Consider the following 20,702-nt stretch of genomic DNA (forward strand, 5'->3'; position numbering starts at 1 on the left):
ATATGTCTATAAAAAAAGTTGAAATACAGGACCATGAGGGTAATGTTTATCATCCACACACAGATGCAAAAGTTGTATTCACAAGTGATGGTAAAAGTGTTGAGGAAGAATTAAAAAGTTTAAAGCAGAGTGCCAATAACGGGAAAAATATAGTTGCGAACGCTATTGGCTCACCGTTAGCAAATACGGACACATTCGCAACTATGGGAACTAAGATAGATACGCTTACACAAACTTTTCAAAACACAGTAACTGAAAAGGGTGTAGAGGTGTTACCTAGTGATAAAATACCAACTTTAATAGATAAAGTTGGTAATATATATGCGTTACCTCCTAATATAGGTGGCTTTGATAAAACTTCTGAGGCTTTATATATAAGAAGAAGGGTGCCGCAATTAGATGATTATAATCGACTTTATAGTCTAGGCGACCAATTAGTATGTTATAAATCCGGATCTTCGATGGGTATATTTAATTTGCAAGATTCAAGTATAAGAGTTATTGATTCTTTTAATGTAACTAATTTATATCAATACTCATCTTGGGGTAATGGTAAAATATTTTATAATTATGGTTCTTCTAAGATAAGAACATTTAATACCGTTACAGGAACTTTCGAAGATTCAGATTTTACACCAAGTATAAGTGCGGACTACTTTAAGCCTGTATATTTTAAAGGGGTATCTTATTTACTCCAAGGTAATGACTCACGTCGAATGTATAAATTTAACCACACTACGGGTACTAGTGAAGCCGCAGGGGAGGTAAGTAGCTATGCTTTTAGAGGTAACTCAATTGTAATTGATGATTTAATTTACTTTGTGTATAGCATAACTAATAACAGTAATACATTTTTAGATAAGTTTAATCCAATAACTAATACGGTTGAAAGGGTTTTATATTTCCCAAGTCAAACTTCGGGTGTATACCCTTATGACTTGGTCTACAAGAATAATATTCTATACGTTTTTAACACTTATGTATATGCTCTTGATATAAATGCAAAAACAAGTACCTTCCTAAGTAATAATTTTATAGAATCTACAGGTATTCGTTTTTCTAGAGATGTACACGACGGACTTGTGATAGGTATCGAAAAAGGCAAACCTATGACAATAGCTTATAATATTGAAAAAACTTGGAGGTAAAAGATAAATGATAAATGGATTTTTTATATGGGACAAAGTAAGTAGTATAAATGGTAACAAAGCGAGTGTTGTTTTAGATAGTGATAAATCCTTCAAGGATGGCACAGTTGTATTTTTCACTAACAATGGTAGACCAACTGTACATGCTCTAGTTGAGAACCTAAGAGTTGAGTTGAATATGTTGGATCAAACTGATGAAGAAGTATGTCAATTAAAATTAAACAAGCTTATAGAGGAATTTAAAAGTGAACAACAAGAACAAATAACTTTAGAGGAACAAGCTAATAAAATATCCATTTTAGAAGGTGAACAAGAAACACAAAATGAAGAAATATTATCTAATATGTTAGCAACAACAGAAGTATTTGAAATGATATTAACGATGTCTGCACCTATGAGTGTTGATATAGAAAATAAAAATAAAAATAAAAATTTAGGAGGTAGTAGTATGGTAGAAGTATATGTAACATTAATATTAAAGGGAGTTAAGACAATAGATCAAGTTCCAGCGATAATAAGAGATCAAGTTCAAACACAATTGGATTTATTAACTAAGTAGGACCAGGAGGTTCTTTTTTATTGTAAAAAAATAGGTAATTATAACGTAAAATATGAATATAATTATAATAGAAACAAAATATTAATATAACCATAAGAGAGAGGAGTTGTCTAAAATGGGAGAATCAATAAATGATATATTTTTTAAAAATAAAACCAAGGATAGTATAGATTTAAATTTAACAAAATTTGGTGATTTTACTAAAATATCAATTTTAGACAATAGTCTAAAAGGAGATGCAAAATATAAATACTACGTTGGACCTGTTATAGAGGAGTGTAAACAATATATTTCAAATAAACTAGAAGTCAATATATGCAAATTTTATAGCAAATCAGAAGATAAGACTATTATAAAGACACTTAAAACTAGTGATGATGTAGAAGATTTTGAAAATTATATTAAATCATTAATTAAGAAAAAGAGACCTTGAATGTCTCTTTTTTTATGCTTAGAAAATAAAAAATATTAATTAAGTTATAAGTTAGTAACAATCTTTATATAATGCAATATAGTAAGGGTGGTTAATTGATATGGCAAAGAATAAAATATGCATTGAAGGAAAAATCAATGAACAAAACTTAATGGCTTACAACATGTATAAAGGTCATAATGAATTAAAAGGAATATCCGAGAAAACTATCAGAGGATATGAATATGATCTTTTTCAATGGTTTAGATTTCTCAACACCTATCAAGAGGATAAAACTTATAAGGATGTTACATCTGAAGATATAGAAGAATATCTTATGTTCTGCAAAATGAACGGTAATGAGGCATCTAGAATTCAAAGAAGAGCAGCATGTATAAGTAGTTTCTATATTTTCTTAAGAAAGAAAAAGAAAGTAAAGGTAAATCCTCTTGATGATGTAGAAAGACCTCGTAAAAAGATGTTTGTTAGAGAGAAGCATTTTTTAAAAATGGACCAGGTAGAAGAATTAAAATCTAAACTTCCAGAGTTAAATAATATTGTTGCTGAAACATTTGTATTACTTGCAATCAATACAGCAGCTAGAAGAAATGCTCTAAGAAATATAAAGTGGACAGATATAGACTTTGATGAAAGAGAGATCTATGTTATAGAGAAAGGTCCAAAAGAAGTTACATTGTATATCTCAGAGGATATAAAAAATAAACTTCTAAAGCTAAAAGAATACTACGAGGATAATAATATAAATCTTCCGTATGTGTTTATTACAAAATATCATGGTAAGTATAAGCAAGCAGGAGAAGCAGCAGTTTCTAAATGGGTAAGACAAGCAGGGTTACTTATAGGTATACCTAAATTAGCTCCTCATAGTCTTCGTAGAACTGCAGCAACTCTTTTATATCATAATGGGGTTGATTTATGGACAGTATCTAATATATTAAATCACCAAGATACTTCAACTACTCAAATATATTTACAGACTAATAAGAAAAAATTAAAAAACATTAAAGATAGTGTTAATTTATAAATTTAAGGACTAGGTATTTACCTGGTCCTTTTAATATGGAGGTATTGTATGGAGCAAATGATATCTGAATTTGCAGGACTTGGAATAGTGGGGTTAATAGGTGGATATCTATTTACAACTTTTATGAAAGAGAGAGCCGAAGAACGTAAAGTAAACATGGAAAATCAAAAAGAAGATAGAGAGTTATTTAGAAAGTCAGTCGAAACTTTTACAGAAACTTCAAAAACATATGCAGAAAGTATAACAAGTTTAACTATTAGAGTTGAAAATGTAGAAGAGGGTGTAACTAGAACAGAATCAAAAGTAGATAAAATTTTAGAAAAGGTTGGTGTATAGTATGAAGATAGCGATAACTGTAGGGCATTCTATTTTAAAGAATGGAAATTGTACAAGTGCTGGTGGATATGTACAAGAATATAAATATTGCAAAGAATTAGCAACATTAATAGCTAACTACCTTAAACAAGAAAAACATACAGTAGATGTTGTTGTATGTCCAGAAAGACAATTTAATAAAGCATATGAAGAAAAGGCATATAAGCTTAGTAAAGTTAATAAAAGAGGATATGATTTATTGGTAGAGTTGCATTTAAATGCTTTTAATGGATCTGCTAAAGGAACAGAAGTATTGTATTATTCAGATAGAGGTAAGCCATATGCTCAAAGAGTAAATGACAAGTTAGATGATATATTTATTGATAGAGGTATAAAAAAGAGAACTGATTTATACATATTAAGAGATACAGATTGTCCTGCAATACTTGTAGAAGCTTTCTTCTGCGATAATAAAGAAGATTATCAAAAGGCAGATGAAGCCCATGAAAAAGATTTAATAGCTAGAAAGATAGCAGAAGGTATTTTAAATAAGAACTTAGACATACAAAATAAGAAGTATAAAAATTGTATCTTATATGGAAATGATATAGATAAAGTTGGCGCAGAAATAATTAGTTGGTCTAAAGATGATTGTATTGTTAAAAATGTAAAAGATCATATAGCATGGGAAGGAACTAATCTATTTGTTATTGGTGGTCCTGCTAAACAAGAATTAGATAAAATGAATACAAAAGAAAAATATACATCTATAGCCGGTTCAGATAGGTATGATACGATAAAGAACTGTTTGAAATTTGTAGGTAAATAAAGTTATAATAAAAAAACTAATAATTTTAATTTAGAATATTTGACTTCAAAATATATTTATGATAAAATAATAAATAATCCTTGTTATTTGTAATGTTTTTATAATGGGAATAGATTATTTATATTTATTTTTTATTAACATCATTAAACCAAAAAGAAGTTATTATTCCTAAGTAGAATAGTCACTTCTTTTTTTATAAATAATTATATTTCAAAAATAATATATTAATATATATAAATAAATTTATATTGTTGATTGTTGTCAAATATTGTTATATTATACTATTAATAATATTATAATTTCCAAATCGTAGTGTATGTTTTTACAATCTACAAATTGTATAAGTTAACGACCCTAGAAAAGAGACTGTTATTATTTTATACAGCCTCTTTTTTATTTTAATATAAATTAAAAATTTAGTATGTGGAGGTAACCATGGACATATTTTGGATAATAATTATTGTATTTGGAACCTTGTATTTTTTTATAAAATGGCTAATTGATTTAACTGATAAAGTTAAAAAGAAGTTAGAAATCAAAAACACTAAAACAAATGTCGTTCCCATGAAAGTTGTTAATAAATTTTTTGTGGAAGGGAAACTTGAAAAGATAGGTGGAAACATATTACCATCCAAATATCCTGATTCCTATATTATAGAATTAAAATATAAAGATTCTTATTATAAGATTAATGATTATGAATTATACAATAACTCAAATATAGGGGATACAATAAGTTTACAACTTATTAATAACATAGATAAAAATGGTAATATTATTAATTCTAGTATAAAAAAAATATGAGCCGACAACTATATAGTTATCGGCTCATATTTTTTATATTCTAATATAATTGTATTGAGCTACATTTACATTTTTTAGATAAGATAAAGTATATCCTGCAACTTTTACAGCAGATGACCCTAGGTTAAATGCTGCTAATATTGCTATTACAGTGTTAAGGCCAGGAACTGCTGCAACAGGACCTATATATTCTAAGAATGCTGCTAGAATTTGCCCTACACTCACTCCAGGGCTTAGAGTACTTGCAATATTATTAACATTTTCTCTACCATTTTTTATTTCTTTGTATAGTCCAGCAGTATAACCTGTGTTCCAACTTGAGTTTTTATACCATGTCTTACTCTTTCCATAATAACTTGTAGCATGCATTTTATATTTTGATTTATAGTTTCCTCCTTTTTTTACATAAAAACTAAATGGGTCAGGTCCCCCTGTTCTTATAGGTCTAACTTCATAGGATTCAGCATATAAGGAAGATTCATTATTTTCATTTTCTAGATTTTCACTATATTTCTTAACATTTTTTAAATAATCTATAATAATACTATTTTCTACATTACCAGCATTATCATATGTTGTGACTCTTAACTGACCAGTAAAACCGTTACCTTCCGTTTTGAATTCCTTAGTTTTAGCGATTAATTTAAATTCGTCTTCTGTTCCAAACTTGGAGATAAAATCTTTTTTTACTTGTTCATAAAGATTTTCATTTGAGAAAGTATTGATTGATCCTCCTAACAGCAAATCTTCATTAATATACTTTTCCTCATTAATTCCCTGACTTAACACTAAATTATCACTTTTTGAGATTTCACCTGCATAAACAATATTTGCTATAGGTGTAAAGATCATTGATGAAACAATTCCCATTGCTATAATTTTTGATTTTCTTGATTTCATGAACTTTCATTCCTCCTGTAAACTAATATTTATATTGTAAAGCAGTATAACATGACAAATTTATACAGTAAATTATTTTTTATCGCAATTTTCAACAATATAATTGACTAAGTAAACTAAATTTTATAAACAATTTGAATGTTGAAATTCTATTGATAATTACATAAAATTTCTTGATGAGTATTTATTTTTATTGATACCTTTAATTGATATGCACAAAAACTGACCGAATAAAGGATATTCTCATAAATGTAGCCACTTAAGAAACATATATAACTAGAATTACTATTAGAAATAGATTCATTGAGTTAACTTAAAATAAGTAATTTTATTTCAAGTTAATCAAACTATTTTGGAATTGGAAAATAATTGAATATTTTGTATAATATAATCAAAGTTTACAATTGTTATATAATGTAAAATAATAATACATCTGATAACATATAGATAAAATTAAGAATTTGAAGGTTAGATTAACATAATCAATTTGTAGGGGGATAAGAATGAAAAAACTAAAAATAATTAGCATCATAGCTTTAATTTTAAGTACAATTTCAATGATTTGGGGTATTGGTGTAGTATGTTACTATGTTGAGAATTTGTTTATTCGAGGAACATCAGTAGCTATTTTAATTGCATCATCTATATTTGTATCGAATACAGTAGGATTGGTATTTAAAGAGTCAAAGTAATGCAAATTCCAATTTATAGAGTAAATTTAGTGAATAATATTAATATATTGCGAACAATTTACAGTAAATTAGAAAAACAACCACATCTTAGGTTTGGATACCTTGGAAATACTAAGGTGTGGTTATTTATATACTATAATTATTACGAAGTAAGCTAACATAGTCTAATAAAATACATTTTTCATACATATTTTTATGAAAATCGACATACATTGTATTGTATACTCATAGTGATTTACATAAAACGGAGGGGAATATATGAAAATAAGCAAAAAGTTATTAGCTTTGGGGTTGTCTTTCTCAATAGTTATATCTAATGTACCAGGAGCATATGCTTTATCTAGCATTGATAAAGTTCAAGGTAAAGACAGATATGAAACTGCAGCTATGATAGCAAGTAAGCAAAATTACAGTACAGCTATTTTGGTAAATAGTGATAAATCATTAGCAGATGGTTTAAGTGCTAGTGGATTAGCAGGAGCAGTAGATGCACCTATATTATTAACTAAAAAAGATAGTATACCTGGCTATACTCTTAATAAGTTAAAAGGAGTAAATAAAGTATACATAATAGGTTCAGAAAGTACAGTAAGTAAAAATGTTGAAGAGGAATTAAAATCAAAAGGTATAGTAGTAGAGAGATTAGGTGGAGCTGATAGAATTCAGACTAGCTATAATGTAGCTAAAGAAATAAGTGAAATAACTAAAGTAGATAAAGTTATTTTAACAAATGCATATAAAGGTGAGCCCGATGCAATGAGTGTTGCACCAGTAGCAGTAAGAGATAATGCACCTATAATACTAACTAATGGGCAAAGTATACCATTTAATGCTAAGGATATAGAGAGTTATGTTATTGGTGGAAAAACAAATATGAGTGATAACTTAGTTCAAGATACTAAGTCAGAGAGATTAGGTGGTACAGACAGATTTGATACTAATAAAAAAATAATAAATAAGTTTTATCCTGGAGTTAAAGAGTTCCATATAACTAAAGCATATAATTTAGTTGATGCATTAACAGGATCTACAATAGCAAAAAATACTCCGATTGTATTAGTTCACAACAACAGTGATAAGAGTATTTTAAAAGGAGCTACAAAAGTTACTGCTTTAGGGGGAATAGATCCATCTATAATACAAGAATGTATAAATGCTGTTAATGGAATAGTTTTAAGTGGAAACATAGAAGTACACTTTATAAATGTTGGTCAAGGGGATGCTACATATATAGAAATGCCTGATGGAACAGACATACTAATAGATGCTGGAGAAAGTAAATATGGAAGTACTGTAGTAAATTATTTAAATAGTCAAGAAAAAGGAATGGATTTAGATTATTTAATATCTACTCATCCAGATGCTGATCATGTTGGAGGTATGCAAGAGGTATTTAAACAGTTAAATGTTAAGAATTTCTACTATCCTGTAGATGCACCACATAACACTCAAACTTGGAAGAATGTTCTAAGCTTAGCTAATACAGAAGGGTGCAAAATACTAGACTCTAAACCAGGTACAGTTATAAGTGGTGGTGGTGCAACTTTAAAATTCATTCACCCTGCAAAAGATTATAATGATAATAACGAAGATAGTGTAGTTGGATTATTAGACTATAATAATACAGAGGTACTATTAACAGGAGATGCTGAAGCTATAACAGAGCAAGACATGGTTAGTCAAAATCTAGTTCCAGATGTAGATGTATTAAAAGTAGGCCATCATGGATCTAATACTTCTACTACACAAGAGTTTTTAAATAAAGCTAAGCCAGAACATGCAGTAATAAGTGTTGGAGAAAATAGTTACGGACATCCGACTCAAAATATATTAAATAGATTATTTGGTATAGGTTCTAAAGTATGGAGAACAGATAAAAATGGCCATGTAATTATGACAAGTAATGGTAACAATATAGATATGAAGGCAGTAGCTGGTGGTCCTCAGACTCAACCAGACACTCCAGATAATGGAGAAGATAATCAACCAGTTGAGAAAGCAGTTTATGCTAATGGTGGAAGTAGCTCATCTAATAAGTATCATAAAACAGCAACAGCACATGGTATGAAAGGTGCTATAAAAATGACAGAAAGTGAAGCTAAGAAAAAGGGCTACGTAGCTTGCAAGACTTGTTTTAGAAAATAAAAAAATAGGGGTTATATCCCCACCTATTTTTTTATGTATTTATTAGTATGTAAAAAATTGGTATAATTATAGTTGACATTGATTAGTAAGGGGAAAATAATATGTTTGGATTTGGTAAAAAGAAAGATAAAAATATTCCGGTTGAATTAAAAGACTTGAATAAAAAAAGTTTAGAAACTCATATAGAACTACAAGAAAAGGTTAAGGAATATTTATTAGAGGGAGAAACAGTTATTGTAGATGGAAGATTGGAATTTAAAAGTTACTTCGCTACAGAGAAGAGAATAATAATCATACAAGCTATGAATAAGAAGTTAAAAGGCATACAAGTTGATTCCATTTATTATAACAATATCGCTTCTGTAAAATATAGTGAAGGAATAATAAAAAAATTAAACTATGATTTAATAACTATAGATTTAAAAGGTACTATACAAAAATGTATGATACAATTACCAAGTGTAGTTACAAAAGAAATGTATAGAATAATAAATGAATATATAGCGGTTAATGCTTAATTTAAGTAGGTCTAGATGACCTACTTTTTATTTATTATAAAAAATTTAATTGGACAGGTAAGTTTCTGCACACAAACTCATAGTATGTATTAGAAATGAGTAAAAAATATATGAAAGTATAAGAAAGGAGTAGTTATGACGAAGAGGAAGCAATCCTTAAAACAACCTATAAGTTTTAAGCAAAATGTAAGAGATTTAGTCATCTATAATTATTTAGAGTCAATCAAGAATACACTTGGTAAAAGTAATTACATGAAAAACTTAGTTGAAAAGGATATGAGAAAAAAAGGATTATGGAAAGATGAGTATGATGATTAAAAATTAAAGAGCTCCAGGACGGCCATCCATAGAGCTCAAAGTTAAGTGAATTAAAATTATATAATTCTATAATAAATTTCTATAAATATTATTTAAACCCTTCAAATTAAATCTAAAAATCTACTCTAATAACCATGCATGTGCTATTCATATCTGCACTTATACTAAAGAAGATAAACACATTAGAAGCGCTTAAGAAGTTTATATTAGAAATTGTTTTAGAATTTAAAAAGAGATTTATTTAATTAACATTTCTATAATAGTTCCAATAGTACCAAAAGCACTAAACCAAAGAAAATTACTCATAAATTACCTCCAGATAAATTAATTATAAGATTATTATAACCAGGTAGAAGGGGGATTATACTATGTTACTAGGAAAATATAGAGTGAAAACATATAAGTTCGGAGAGTTTATAAAAGAAGATATTACATTAGCAGAGAAGGTTATAGCGAATATTAAAAATAATAAAGTTATGTATACTAAATTAGTATTTATGGTAGTTTTAATGCTACATATAGATATAAATGTATATGGGAATGAGTTTGCATCTAGCTTAGATAGAGTAGGAAATCAAATAATAGATATGCTATCAAGTTTCGCTAAATGGGGATGTATAGGCATGGGTACTAAGACTATGATAGTAACACTTTTGAACGGTGGAAATATGAAGCAGGCCATGACAGAAGGAATACAGTACTGGATAGGATTTTTATTCATACAGTTTTATCCTCAATTATTTGAAATGTTCAATGGGATTAAATTTTAAAGGAGGGATAGTGTATGTTTAAAAAGTTATTTGAAGCTGTAAACCCTTGGAATTATATAGAAGAATGGCTATTAGAAGTGGGAATAGACGTAGTGTTATCTAGCCAGTATATATGTGCTATAGCAGGTATGATAGGACTTATATTATATTTGTTTGGATGTAATAAAGGAAAAACAGTAGCATCTATATCGCCTGTAATATATGTAATAATTAGAATTTTAGGTTCTGTATTGTTAGGAATATAGGAGGAGTAGATATTATGTTTAAGAGAAAAGTAGAAAGCATAAAGCTTAGTAAATTAATTGAAGTTAAGAGAACGGAATATACAGTAGTTCAATTAATACCCACAAAATCTAACAAAAATAATTCAACCCATAGTATAGCTAATCTTATAAATAAGATGTATATGCAAACTAGTAAATTAATTAGAGTTGAAAATAAGAAACTTATCATAGAAACACAACTAAAAGCTTCTTATTATATACATGTTACTAAAAAAGAAGTGCAGTTCTTTTTCATAATACCTACTGTTCATCTAATGAAATTTAAATCTAAGTTTATGGAAACTTGGAAGAATATCGAGATAAGAGAGGTAGATAAGCTACCTATTAATAATATAAATGAATGCACGAAGTACCAGTTAAGATACAAAATGAATGATGCGTTAAGTTTAAATGTGGATAAAAGAAGTAATGATCTTCTTAATGCAAATATGTCAGTTCTAGAAATTTTAGAAGAAAATGAAAGTGTAGGGATATTATATAACTTTATCCCAACAGCAGAAAAGGAAAGTAATTATTTCAAAATAACATATAAGGAAGCTATCCAAAGATATAGAAAAGGAGAAAATCTAAAAAAGAGTAAAAATATAGTAGATTTAGGCATAATAACACTAAAATTTTTAATTCAATTTTTAGATGACTTTATAGGAGCGATTTTAAGTAATAATAAAACGACTCAACAACTATTTATATCTACGAATAAAGAGCCTTCTCCTAGCACCATTAGAAAGTCTAAAAGTGATATATGTAAAACTCAAGTGGTTATTTTAAGCAAATCTAAGGAAAAAGAGCGAGAAAAACAACTAGCTATATCTACATGTAATACTTTTAAGGCTATAAGTGATGATAATGAACTAATTGGAACTGAAATCAAACAAAATCTAAATGAATATACAACACAATTAAATAATGTAAAGACTGTAAATACAACAGAAGAAGAAGTAGGGAATTTTATATCAGTTCCAGGAAAAGAAATAATAGATATGTATAGTGTAATACAACATAATAAAATACTAGAAAGAAAAGCTCCGAATTGTTTAGAACATGGTGATGTAAGAGTAGGAACTGTAAAATGTAAAGATATAGAACAAGAGGTTTTTTATAGTATTGATAAACAGATAAAGAGGCTTGGGAGAGTTTTACTAGGACCTATGGGAGCAGGGAAAGATTACTACATGGTAAATATGGCAAAGGATATAATAAAAGCAGATAGAGGACTCATAGTTATTGATTATATAGATACTTGCCAGCTATCAGAAAATATTAAAGCAATCACACCTAAGGAAAGATTGTTAGAAATAGATTGTACAAATATAAAACAATTACAGTCATTTTCATATAATGAGCTTAGATATAAAGATGATGATGATGAATATACTAAAGTGTCTATATCTATGCAAAAAGCACAGCAACTACAAATATTATTAGATAGTATAAATGATGACAATGCTCAACTCACACCTCGTATGCTTAGATACTTATATGCAGCAGCTACTGTTGTATTTTATGTAAAAATAGATGCTAGCTTTAAAGATGTTATAGATATACTTACTAATCCCCAAAAGAGAATATCATTAATTGAAAGTATAAGTGATGAGGGGAAAGATATACTTGTAGATGAAATAGATGATTTAGAAGATTTGACTAAAGTAGATAAGAAAGGCAATATAGAAAACTATGATAGTAAAATAGATGGAATAATAGATCGTATAAGTTGGTTAAAGGCTAATATGTACACTAAGTTAGCTTTTACAAATAATAGCTCTAGTAATATAGATTTTATAAAAGAAATAAATGATAGAAAGGTAATATTAATAAAGATACCTGAAAAACAATTCAATAGTAGAATGATAAGAAATATATTAGCTACATTTTATCTTAGTAAAATATGGCTAGCGAAGCAACTTGGAGCAACTGATGCACAAACAGAGTTATTTATAAATGAGATACATCAATCTTATAATTGTCAGTTGCTGATGGAAAATATATTAGTGGAATGCAGAAAGTTTAATTTAACACCTACATTAGCATTACATTTCTTAAGTCAATGTACAAATAAATGTAAGAATGCTATTTTAGCTTCAGGGTCTTCTTTTTTACTATTAAGCGGATGTGATGTAAAAGCATTCCAAGAATTAAGTCACCAGTTTGAAAAGTATAATTACAGTGAAGAGGATCTAGTGGAATTAGAAAGATATAATGCTTTATGTCTTATAAAAAATGAAGATACAAATTATAGTGCATTTGTTGCAAAACTCCCAGCTTAATAGTTTGGGAGTATTTTTATGTACTTCTACATACATTTATATATAAATTTTAATATAAAAGGCCAAAGTCAAAATGTATAGACTTTGGCCAGGTCACTTACGACCAATTATACTGGTCGTTCATATATATACCAAACAAGTTTGTAACGCTACGCTTATATATTCACTTGTATAATGTAAGTGTATGCAAATAGCATAGTAAAAGTTGCATGTCCTATTGTAAAAAATAATTTTTATATTATTTTAGATTTTAAAATGTTGCTTCACCAAATTTAGCTTCTTGACTTTTTCTCAATATTTCCATAAGTTCATCTTCATTATAATTGGTAAAATTTTCATTAAAATTATGGAATTTAGTTTTTTTATATTTGTTTTGTGGTATACTATTTTTATCGTTAATGTTGGGCTTATCTGTTTTAGATAGTCCATTTTTTTTGCCCTTAAATACTTCATAGTCAACTTTATATTCTTCTATAGTTTTTATATTCTTTTTTTCTAGTTCACTAAATACTTTCTTCATATACTTATATGGATTGTCTACTTTGTTACCAGATGCAGATGTAAAAACTTCTTCAAATATTTCATAATCAAATAGATCACAATAATTCTTAATCATTTTAATAGTATGTGGCATAACTCTCTTTTCAAGCTTCATTTCTTTATATAAATTTATAACTTTTTCTTCTAATGTATTTTGATCATTAACAACAACATTATTTTCTTTTTTATTTATTTTCTTTTTACTTATTTTCTTTTTATATTCGTGATTTTCCGAAGTCGGATAATCCGATTTCGGGTTTTCCGTAATCGGTGAGTTCGTAGTGAATTCAACTGGTTGAGCGTGAACAATATATTTATAACCGTTGAATTTACCTTTCGTTCTAATTTCGCTACGTTGAATATATCCAAATGAAATTAATTCATTTATAGCAGACGTAATAGCATCTCTACCTTCTTTTAATTGCTTGGTTAAAGAAGAGATATATATCTTATGTTTATTTGAATTTTGAAATCTTATTATTTTTACATATATACCTAATGCTTTAGCACTAATATCTTTCTCATCTAGTATTATATTAGGAACCCTGGTAAATGGATCTTCAAATCCGCTACCCATTTCGAAATATGTTTCATTTTTAAATTTACTCATTACTTTCTCCTTAACTTATGTTAAAATCAAAAATGACTAGTTTGACTAGTCATTTTGTGGATAAAAATGTGGATAAGATGTGAATAAATATCTTTAACTGACTACTAACTGACATTTAACGACAATATTTAAAGTTATCCATTGATAAATAGCCATTTATAAAAAACGTATTTATTTTTTTACAATAAATGGATATAATGTAATTAAATATAAATAAATAAATAATAAGAAAGGGAGTATTTAATGGGAAAGAAAATAAAACCGTATATAATATCACTTATAATCATTTTGATATATTTAATCATAAAACTACCAGTTTTAGGTTTTGACTTTTTATCATTTACATCGACGCTTATACTATTCTTTGGTTTATCTGGCTTATTAGACATGATGCTTGACAGGTCCGAAAAGACTTCTAAAATGGCAAAATACAATTTTTTTATAGCTATAATACTTATAGTTTATAATATAGCTGTTCCATTTATAACATCTTCACCAATACTTCATTCTAAATCATATCGAAACTTATTAGGAGAAGTTAAGGAAAGTACCTTTACAAAAGATGTAAGTCCCGTAAGTGTAGCAGATATTCGTTTAGTAGATGAAGATATGGCTATGAAATTGGGAGACAAAAAAGTTGGCGAAGTACCAGCATTAGGAAGTGTTGCTAAACTTGGTAAATTTCATATACAAAGTGTAAATGGAAATTTATATTGGGTAGCACCACTTGTACATAGAGATTTAATAAAATGGATAACATCACTGGATGGAACTAATGGATATGTAATGGTATCTGCTAGTAATCCTCAAGATGTAAGGCTAGTTCAAGAGATAGACGGGAAACCTGTTAAGATAGTATATCAACCAGAAGCATATCTACATCAAGACTTACACAGACATATGTATTTAAAAGGCATTGTAAATGTAGGTATGACAGATTTTACACTTGAAATAAATGATGAAGGTAGACCTTATTGGGTTACAACATTATACAAACATGATATAGGATACAGCGGTGCTAATGCTGTTGGAGTGGCTACAGTAGATGCAGAAACTGGAGAAACTAAGAGATATAGTATAAAAAATGCACCAAAATGGATAGATAGAATACAACCTCAAGAATTTGTAACAGATCAAATAAATGATTGGGGATTATATGTGAAAGGATTTTTAAATTCTGTAATATCAGAAGAAGGCGTTTTAGTCCCAACTGAAGGAACATCTTTAGTTTATGGAAATGATGATAAATCATATTGGTATACAGGGATAACTTCTTCTGGCGGAGATGAATCAACTATAGGATTTATGTTAGTTGATACTCGTACTAAAGAATCTAAATTATATAAGCAACCAGGTGCAACAGAAGCAGCGGCTATGAGATCTGCAGAAGGCAAAGTTCAAGAGAAAAACTATGAAGCAACATTCCCTGTAATGTATAACATACTTGGAACCCCTACATATGTTTCATCTTTAAAAGATAAAGCAGGTTTAGTTAAGATGGTTGCATTTATATCAGTAGAAGACTTTAGTATATTAGGACTCGGAGAAACAAAAGAAGAAGCACTTAGAAATTATAGAGAGGCACTTTCTTCGAAAGGCAATAATATAAAAATAGAAAATGACACAACAACAGAGATAGTAGAAGGTACTGTATCTAGAATTAGCCCAGATGTAAAGTCAGGCAATACTTTCTATTATCTGACATTAGAAAATAAAGATGATAGAATATTTAATGCAACATCAAAAGTATCTATAGACTTACCACTCACTCAAGTGGGAGATAAGGTTAAAATAACTTACCAAAAAGGGGAAAAGGGGTTTGTAGATATAGTAGAATTTGATAATCTAAGTATAGGTAACATAACTAAAGAAAATAAATGATTTAAGTTAGAAGTAGCAAATTTGCTACTTCTTTTTAGTTTAATTAAATATAATATTTGAACTTTTAAATAAATTACTTAAAATTTGTAAATTTTATAGTACCTGCTTAATATAATAATATATGACTTTTAATATCAAATAACTTCAAGGAGATAGACGATATGCTTGGAATAGAAAAAGAGATATTGATTTTAGTAAGTAGAGTTAGGTGTATGACAGAGAATCAATTTGGAAAAGTTTTTGGGACAAGGAAGAAATTCAAAAAAAAATCTTTTAAAAAAACTTTAAGAAAGATGTGTAATGATTATACACTTAGAAAATATCCATGTAATATAAATTATTCAGGATATAAAGACAATTCATATGTATATTACCTAAATGGAAGTAAACAATATAAGGGTAAAGAGCTTATAAAGGTAATTATTGGATCAGAAGTAGCAATCAAATTAAATAATAATGGATATGATATAAAAAGATTTTATAGAAATATATCAGTAGGAAATTCAAAGTATGATTTATTTGTGGAATATATTGATAAGTATGGAGATATAAAGCAAATCTTGATAGACATAAAAATAGATGAAAAATTAAACACTTCTAAGTATGAAAATATGGATGAAAAGATAAAAAAATCAACAATACCTTTTTTTGAAACTCCAAAAGTAATAGTTATAACAGGGGAAGAAATAGATGATTTACAAAGAAGTATGATAAATAAGTTAGATGGTGAGGTTGAAGTAATAGATATATTTTTAAATAAATTGTTTAGATATATATAAAAGATTTGTATTTATAGAGAATATAATATTCAATATTAAAAAAGTGCAGATATTTATGACTACACTTTAAATATATTTAATTATGTTTTATTATCATATTTTTAATATTATTAAATATATAACATATTGCAAAAAGTTACTAACTAAAATAAGAATCGTTAAAAAATAGATTTCTAAATGAAAATTTACAATAATTTATCTAAAAATAAAATAAAAAAGTTTTTTAAAATATTAATTTCGATATTTTCTCCTATATAAACAACAAGTATGATAGAATTATTACTAGATAATAAGGAGGGATTTAATGAAATTAAAATTAATTTTACTATTATCATTGATAGCAATTGTAATGGTAGGTTGTTCTAAAGAAGACGATGACTTAGTTAGTCAGGGAAAAGTTGCTTTAGAAAAACATGAATACGAAAAAGCTAGAGACTTATTAGCAGATGCCTTACAAGCCGATAGTGCAGATGATGAGGCCAGAGCTATGTATATGCAAGCTGTTAAAATGGAAAAAGCTAATGAATATGAAAATCAAGGAAATTATAAAAAAGCTATAAAAGAGCTTGAACGAATAGAAGATATAAAAGATGGTTCATCTAGTATTAAAAATGAGGCACTAACTAAGAAAAAAGAACTTATAAAGCTAGATGAAGAGTACCAAAAAGCTCAGAAAGAAAGAAAAGAAAATGCAAAAGAAGCTTCTAAAAAAGGTGTAATTTATGCACAAAAACAAGTTTCAAGTATTCAAGCTAAAATACTAGCTAAAGAAGAGGAAAACAGAAGAAAAGAAGCTGAAGAAAAGCAAAAGGAAGAGCAAAATTTACAAGAAAACATGGAAATAACACAACCAATAGTTCCTAATCAACCGGTAACACCTCCTATAACTCCTTCACCAAATCCAGATACTCAGCCTATTCCTCAAACTATAGAACGAAAAATAGTAACTATAGTAGATAAAATTTTAAAATAAGATTGTACAGAATAATAAATAGCTATGATTTAAATCATAGCTATTTATTATTCTTAAATTTTATTTCATATAGCTAATATAAACAAATATTTAATTGAGGAAAATTATTATTTTGAGTCTTTAATATTTATCTGATTGTTTATGTATTTACCCAAACAAATTTTTATTAATGCTGCAAAAGGAACAGACAAAAAAACACCTAATACTCCAAATAATGAACCCCCTATAAGTACTGCAGATATGACCCAAAGTGGACTAAGTCCAACTTGATCTCCCATAATCTTAGGTCCGATTATATTTCCATCTATTTGTTGAAGAATAAAAATAAATACAAATACCCAAAGTGCCTTAAGAGGACTATAAAGAAAAGTCATAGAAATAGGTAGTATAGCTCCTATAAATGGACCGAAGTAAGGTATTATGTTAGTTAAAAAAACTATAAATGATAAAAATATAGCATTATCAATTTTAATTAAAAACTTAAATCCTAAAAAAGCTAGTATTCCTATTATTAATGAGTCTAATATTCTACCAACTATATAATGATAAAATATATAATTAGAGGTTTTAAAAAATTCTATAAAAGAATTAGCTTTTCTGGTAGTGGTAATAGCGTATAATAAATTCTTACAACCTAGTATTATCTTTTCTTTATCATATAAAATATAAAAAGATAATATAAGCCCCATTAAAATATTAAAAAATAAAGAAGTTATACTAAGTATATAATTCAAAATATCAGTAGAAGTTTTTGACGATAAATTATTAAGTTCTTTTAATAGTATATTTAATCCATCTTCTATTTTATATATCAATAATTTTAAGAGATCTAAATTTGATATATGCTTAGTAAGTACTGTCTCTAAAGTATTTATACAATAAGGTATCTCCTTTAATAAAGTGCTTAATGTATTTATTAAAGAGGGGATTATCATATTAGCACAGATAGATACTAATGATAAAATACCAATATAAGATATTAAAAGACTTAAAATTCTTTTAATATTAAACTTTTTTTCAAGAAATACCATCAATGGATCTATCAAGAGAGAAAATAAAATACCTATAAAAAAAGGACTTAGAATCATGAATAAACCCTTTATATTAGATAATAAATTCTCTGGCGAATCTATAAATTTATATATAAGTATAGTTATAAAAGCTATAAATACATAATACTTTATATTTTCCTTTGAAATCATAATATTCTCCTTAAAAATTTACTTAAATTAGATATATTAATAGTATTTCATATAAATGAAAAAAAATTAGGGTTTTGTTTTTAATAACAATGTATTATTATATATAATTGTAATAATAAAAAAAAAGTCTTATATCAGTGAATTATTAGAATGACAAAATATTAAAGAGAAGGTGTAATATGAGGATAAATAAATATATAGCGTCTTGTGGTATAGCATCAAGAAGAAAAGCTGAAGAACTTATAAATGATGGTAGAGTTAGTGTAAATGGAAAAATTATAACAGAATTATCATTTCAGGTAGATGAAGTTAAGGATATAGTAGAAATAGATGGAGAAAAAATAGGATTAGATGAAAAAGAAGTATACATAGTTTTAAATAAACCAGAAGGATATATAACGACAGTAAAAGATCAATTTGACAGACCAAGTGTACTTGATTTAATAACTGATATAAAAGAAAGAATATATCCTGTTGGAAGACTAGATTATGAAACTAGTGGATTATTACTTCTTACTAATGATGGTGATTTAACTTATAAATTAACTCATCCAAAACATGAGATAGATAAAACCTATATGGCAATAGTAAAAGGTGTACCAACTAATGAAGAAATAGAAAACTTTGAGAAAGGTTTGTATATAGAAGATTATAAAACAGCACCTGCTAAGTTTAAAATAGTAAAAATAAATGAAGAGAAAAATTATTCAATATGTCAAATAAAAATACATGAAGGTAGAAATAGACAAGTAAGAAAGATGTGTAGAGCTATAAATCATCCAGTACTTAGACTTAGAAGAGTTGCTATGGGTAAAATAACTTTAAAAGAAACTGAAGTAGGAAGCTACAGACACTTAACTAATGATGAGATAAAGTACTTAAAGGGTATAAAGTAGGTGAATTATGATAAAAGCTAAATATTTAACTAAGGTAATAGACATAAATAAATTGTATTTAGAACAAATAATAAATGAGGGCGATATAGTCGTAGATGCTACTATGGGTAATGGATACGATACAACATATCTTGCTAAGAAAGTAGGAGAAAGTGGTTTTGTATACAGCTTTGACGTTCAAGAAGAAGCTATACAGTCAACATCAAAAAAGTTAGAAAAAGAAGGTTTATCTTCTAGGGTAAAACTTATTTTAGATGGTCATGAAAACATGGACAAATATATTGATAAAGAAATTTCATGTGTTGTATTTAATTTAGGGTATTTACCAAGGGCTAAACATATGATTACAACAAAACCAAATACAACAATAAAGGCTATAGAGAATAGCTTAAAGCTACTTAAGCCTCATGGTGTAATAAGTCTTGCAATTTATACAGGACATGAAGGTGGATTAGAAGAAAAAAATTGTGTGCATAATTTTGTTAAAAACTTAAACCAAAGTGAATTTAATGTATTAGAATGTAAATTTATAAATCAAATAAATAATCCACCAGAGCTTATTTTAATAGAAAAGAAAAAAGAATATTAAGCCATGCTTTAAGCATGGTTTTTTTAGATGATTTATTTAAAAAATATTTCTTAAAAAGAATTAATTATATGATGCTAGATAAAAATAAAATTATATATGTTTTTATACAAAATCTTTAAATGAGTATTTAAAATATATATGTAAAAGTGGTATAATAATATTCGATGCTCAATCAGACATTAAAAATACAGAGAATTTGAATATAGAGGCATTTCTAAAAGAATTTAGA

Annotated in this window: 22 protein-coding genes; 19 read left to right on the forward strand and 3 right to left on the reverse strand. The window is 27.3% G+C overall.

The window, feature by feature from the left end; translation table 11 throughout:
* The first annotated feature begins 2 nt into the window (after positions 1-2).
* From I4U89_RS04575 to I4U89_RS04605, 7 genes are all read left to right on the forward strand, one after another.
* Positions 3-1,148 (forward strand): hypothetical protein, encoded by a 1,146-nt coding sequence (locus I4U89_RS04575; protein WP_195938757.1) that lies wholly within the window; start codon positions 3-5, stop codon positions 1,146-1,148.
* A 7-nt stretch (positions 1,149-1,155) separates the two neighbouring features.
* Entirely contained in the window at positions 1,156-1,707 is a 552-nt protein-coding gene (locus I4U89_RS04580; protein ID WP_195939254.1) for a CD1375 family protein, read from the forward strand.
* Positions 1,708-1,822: 115 nt separating this feature from the next.
* Positions 1,823-2,140, forward strand: a complete 318-nt coding sequence (locus I4U89_RS04585) for a hypothetical protein (RefSeq protein WP_195938759.1) — start codon at positions 1,823-1,825, stop codon at positions 2,138-2,140.
* 100 nt (positions 2,141-2,240) lie between these two features.
* Positions 2,241-3,164 carry a tyrosine-type recombinase/integrase gene (locus I4U89_RS04590; protein WP_195938761.1) on the forward strand — a complete coding sequence of 308 codons (924 nt, stop codon included), beginning with the start codon at positions 2,241-2,243 and terminating at the stop codon, positions 3,162-3,164.
* A 48-nt stretch (positions 3,165-3,212) separates the two neighbouring features.
* Positions 3,213-3,500 carry a hypothetical protein gene (locus tag I4U89_RS04595; protein ID WP_195938763.1) on the forward strand — a complete coding sequence of 96 codons (288 nt, stop codon included), beginning with the start codon at positions 3,213-3,215 and terminating at the stop codon, positions 3,498-3,500.
* 1 nt (position 3,501) lies between these two features.
* Positions 3,502-4,308 carry an N-acetylmuramoyl-L-alanine amidase gene (locus tag I4U89_RS04600; protein WP_195938765.1) on the forward strand — a complete coding sequence of 269 codons (807 nt, stop codon included), beginning with the start codon at positions 3,502-3,504 and terminating at the stop codon, positions 4,306-4,308.
* Positions 4,309-4,743: 435 nt separating this feature from the next.
* Complete coding sequence (locus I4U89_RS04605) at positions 4,744-5,112, forward strand: hypothetical protein (protein ID WP_195938767.1); 369 nt, start codon at positions 4,744-4,746, stop codon at positions 5,110-5,112.
* A 33-nt stretch (positions 5,113-5,145) separates the two neighbouring features.
* On the opposite strand, the gene I4U89_RS04610 is transcribed toward I4U89_RS04605, so the two are convergent.
* Positions 5,146-6,012: a hypothetical protein gene (locus tag I4U89_RS04610; RefSeq protein WP_195938769.1), complete on the reverse strand. Its 867-nt coding sequence runs from the start codon at positions 6,010-6,012 to the stop codon at positions 5,146-5,148.
* A gap of 503 nt (positions 6,013-6,515) precedes the next feature.
* Between I4U89_RS04610 and I4U89_RS04615 the strand changes: the two genes are divergently transcribed.
* From I4U89_RS04615 to I4U89_RS04645, 7 genes are all read left to right on the forward strand, one after another.
* Complete coding sequence (locus tag I4U89_RS04615) at positions 6,516-6,704, forward strand: hypothetical protein (RefSeq protein ID WP_195938771.1); 189 nt, start codon at positions 6,516-6,518, stop codon at positions 6,702-6,704.
* 258 nt (positions 6,705-6,962) lie between these two features.
* The gene (locus I4U89_RS15815; RefSeq protein WP_195938773.1) at positions 6,963-8,849 is read left to right on the forward strand and encodes a cell wall-binding repeat-containing protein; all 1,887 of its coding nucleotides are present in this window, start codon (positions 6,963-6,965) and stop codon (positions 8,847-8,849) included.
* Between the two features lie 101 nt (positions 8,850-8,950).
* Complete coding sequence (locus I4U89_RS04625) at positions 8,951-9,367, forward strand: PH domain-containing protein (RefSeq protein WP_195938775.1); 417 nt, start codon at positions 8,951-8,953, stop codon at positions 9,365-9,367.
* A gap of 135 nt (positions 9,368-9,502) precedes the next feature.
* On the forward strand, positions 9,503-9,685 hold the full coding sequence (locus tag I4U89_RS04630) for a hypothetical protein (RefSeq protein ID WP_195938777.1): 183 nt from the start codon (positions 9,503-9,505) through the stop codon (positions 9,683-9,685).
* 368 nt (positions 9,686-10,053) lie between these two features.
* The gene (locus tag I4U89_RS04635) at positions 10,054-10,455 is read left to right on the forward strand and encodes a hypothetical protein (RefSeq protein WP_195938779.1); all 402 of its coding nucleotides are present in this window, start codon (positions 10,054-10,056) and stop codon (positions 10,453-10,455) included.
* Between the two features lie 14 nt (positions 10,456-10,469).
* Positions 10,470-10,700, forward strand: coding sequence for a hypothetical protein (locus I4U89_RS04640; protein ID WP_195938781.1), 231 nt, complete (start codon positions 10,470-10,472; stop codon positions 10,698-10,700).
* 14 nt (positions 10,701-10,714) lie between these two features.
* Entirely contained in the window at positions 10,715-13,003 is a 2,289-nt protein-coding gene (locus I4U89_RS04645) for a hypothetical protein (RefSeq protein WP_195938783.1), read from the forward strand.
* Positions 13,004-13,253: 250 nt separating this feature from the next.
* On the opposite strand, the gene I4U89_RS04650 is transcribed toward I4U89_RS04645, so the two are convergent.
* Entirely contained in the window at positions 13,254-14,153 is a 900-nt protein-coding gene (locus I4U89_RS04650) for a DnaD domain protein (RefSeq protein WP_195938785.1), read from the reverse strand.
* Between the two features lie 243 nt (positions 14,154-14,396).
* Here I4U89_RS04650 and I4U89_RS04655 point away from each other — a divergent pair, with 243 nt between their 5' ends.
* The 3 genes from I4U89_RS04655 (at position 14,397) to I4U89_RS04665 (ending at position 17,786) form a co-directional block, all read left to right on the forward strand.
* A complete protein-coding gene (locus I4U89_RS04655; RefSeq protein ID WP_195938787.1) occupies positions 14,397-16,034 on the forward strand; it encodes a hypothetical protein in 1,638 nt (545 codons plus the stop codon).
* Positions 16,035-16,195: 161 nt separating this feature from the next.
* Positions 16,196-16,813: a hypothetical protein gene (locus I4U89_RS04660; RefSeq protein WP_195938789.1), complete on the forward strand. Its 618-nt coding sequence runs from the start codon at positions 16,196-16,198 to the stop codon at positions 16,811-16,813.
* Between the two features lie 304 nt (positions 16,814-17,117).
* Positions 17,118-17,786: a tetratricopeptide repeat protein gene (locus I4U89_RS04665; RefSeq protein WP_195938791.1), complete on the forward strand. Its 669-nt coding sequence runs from the start codon at positions 17,118-17,120 to the stop codon at positions 17,784-17,786.
* Positions 17,787-17,893: 107 nt separating this feature from the next.
* Here I4U89_RS04665 and I4U89_RS04670 read toward each other — a convergent pair whose 3' ends face one another.
* Positions 17,894-18,988 carry an AI-2E family transporter gene (locus I4U89_RS04670; RefSeq protein ID WP_195938793.1) on the reverse strand — a complete coding sequence of 365 codons (1,095 nt, stop codon included), beginning with the start codon at positions 18,986-18,988 and terminating at the stop codon, positions 17,894-17,896.
* 179 nt (positions 18,989-19,167) lie between these two features.
* Between I4U89_RS04670 and I4U89_RS04675 the strand changes: the two genes are divergently transcribed.
* Together I4U89_RS04675 and I4U89_RS04680 are read left to right on the forward strand one after the other, a co-directional pair.
* Complete coding sequence (locus tag I4U89_RS04675; protein ID WP_195938795.1) at positions 19,168-19,884, forward strand: pseudouridine synthase; 717 nt, start codon at positions 19,168-19,170, stop codon at positions 19,882-19,884.
* A 7-nt stretch (positions 19,885-19,891) separates the two neighbouring features.
* A complete protein-coding gene (locus I4U89_RS04680) occupies positions 19,892-20,473 on the forward strand; it encodes a class I SAM-dependent methyltransferase (RefSeq protein WP_195938797.1) in 582 nt (193 codons plus the stop codon).
* Positions 20,474-20,702 lie beyond the last annotated feature (229 nt).

This window comes from Romboutsia sp. 1001713B170131_170501_G6 (assembly GCF_015668195.1).
In the GTDB taxonomy this organism is placed as follows: domain Bacteria; phylum Bacillota; class Clostridia; order Peptostreptococcales; family Peptostreptococcaceae; genus Romboutsia_C.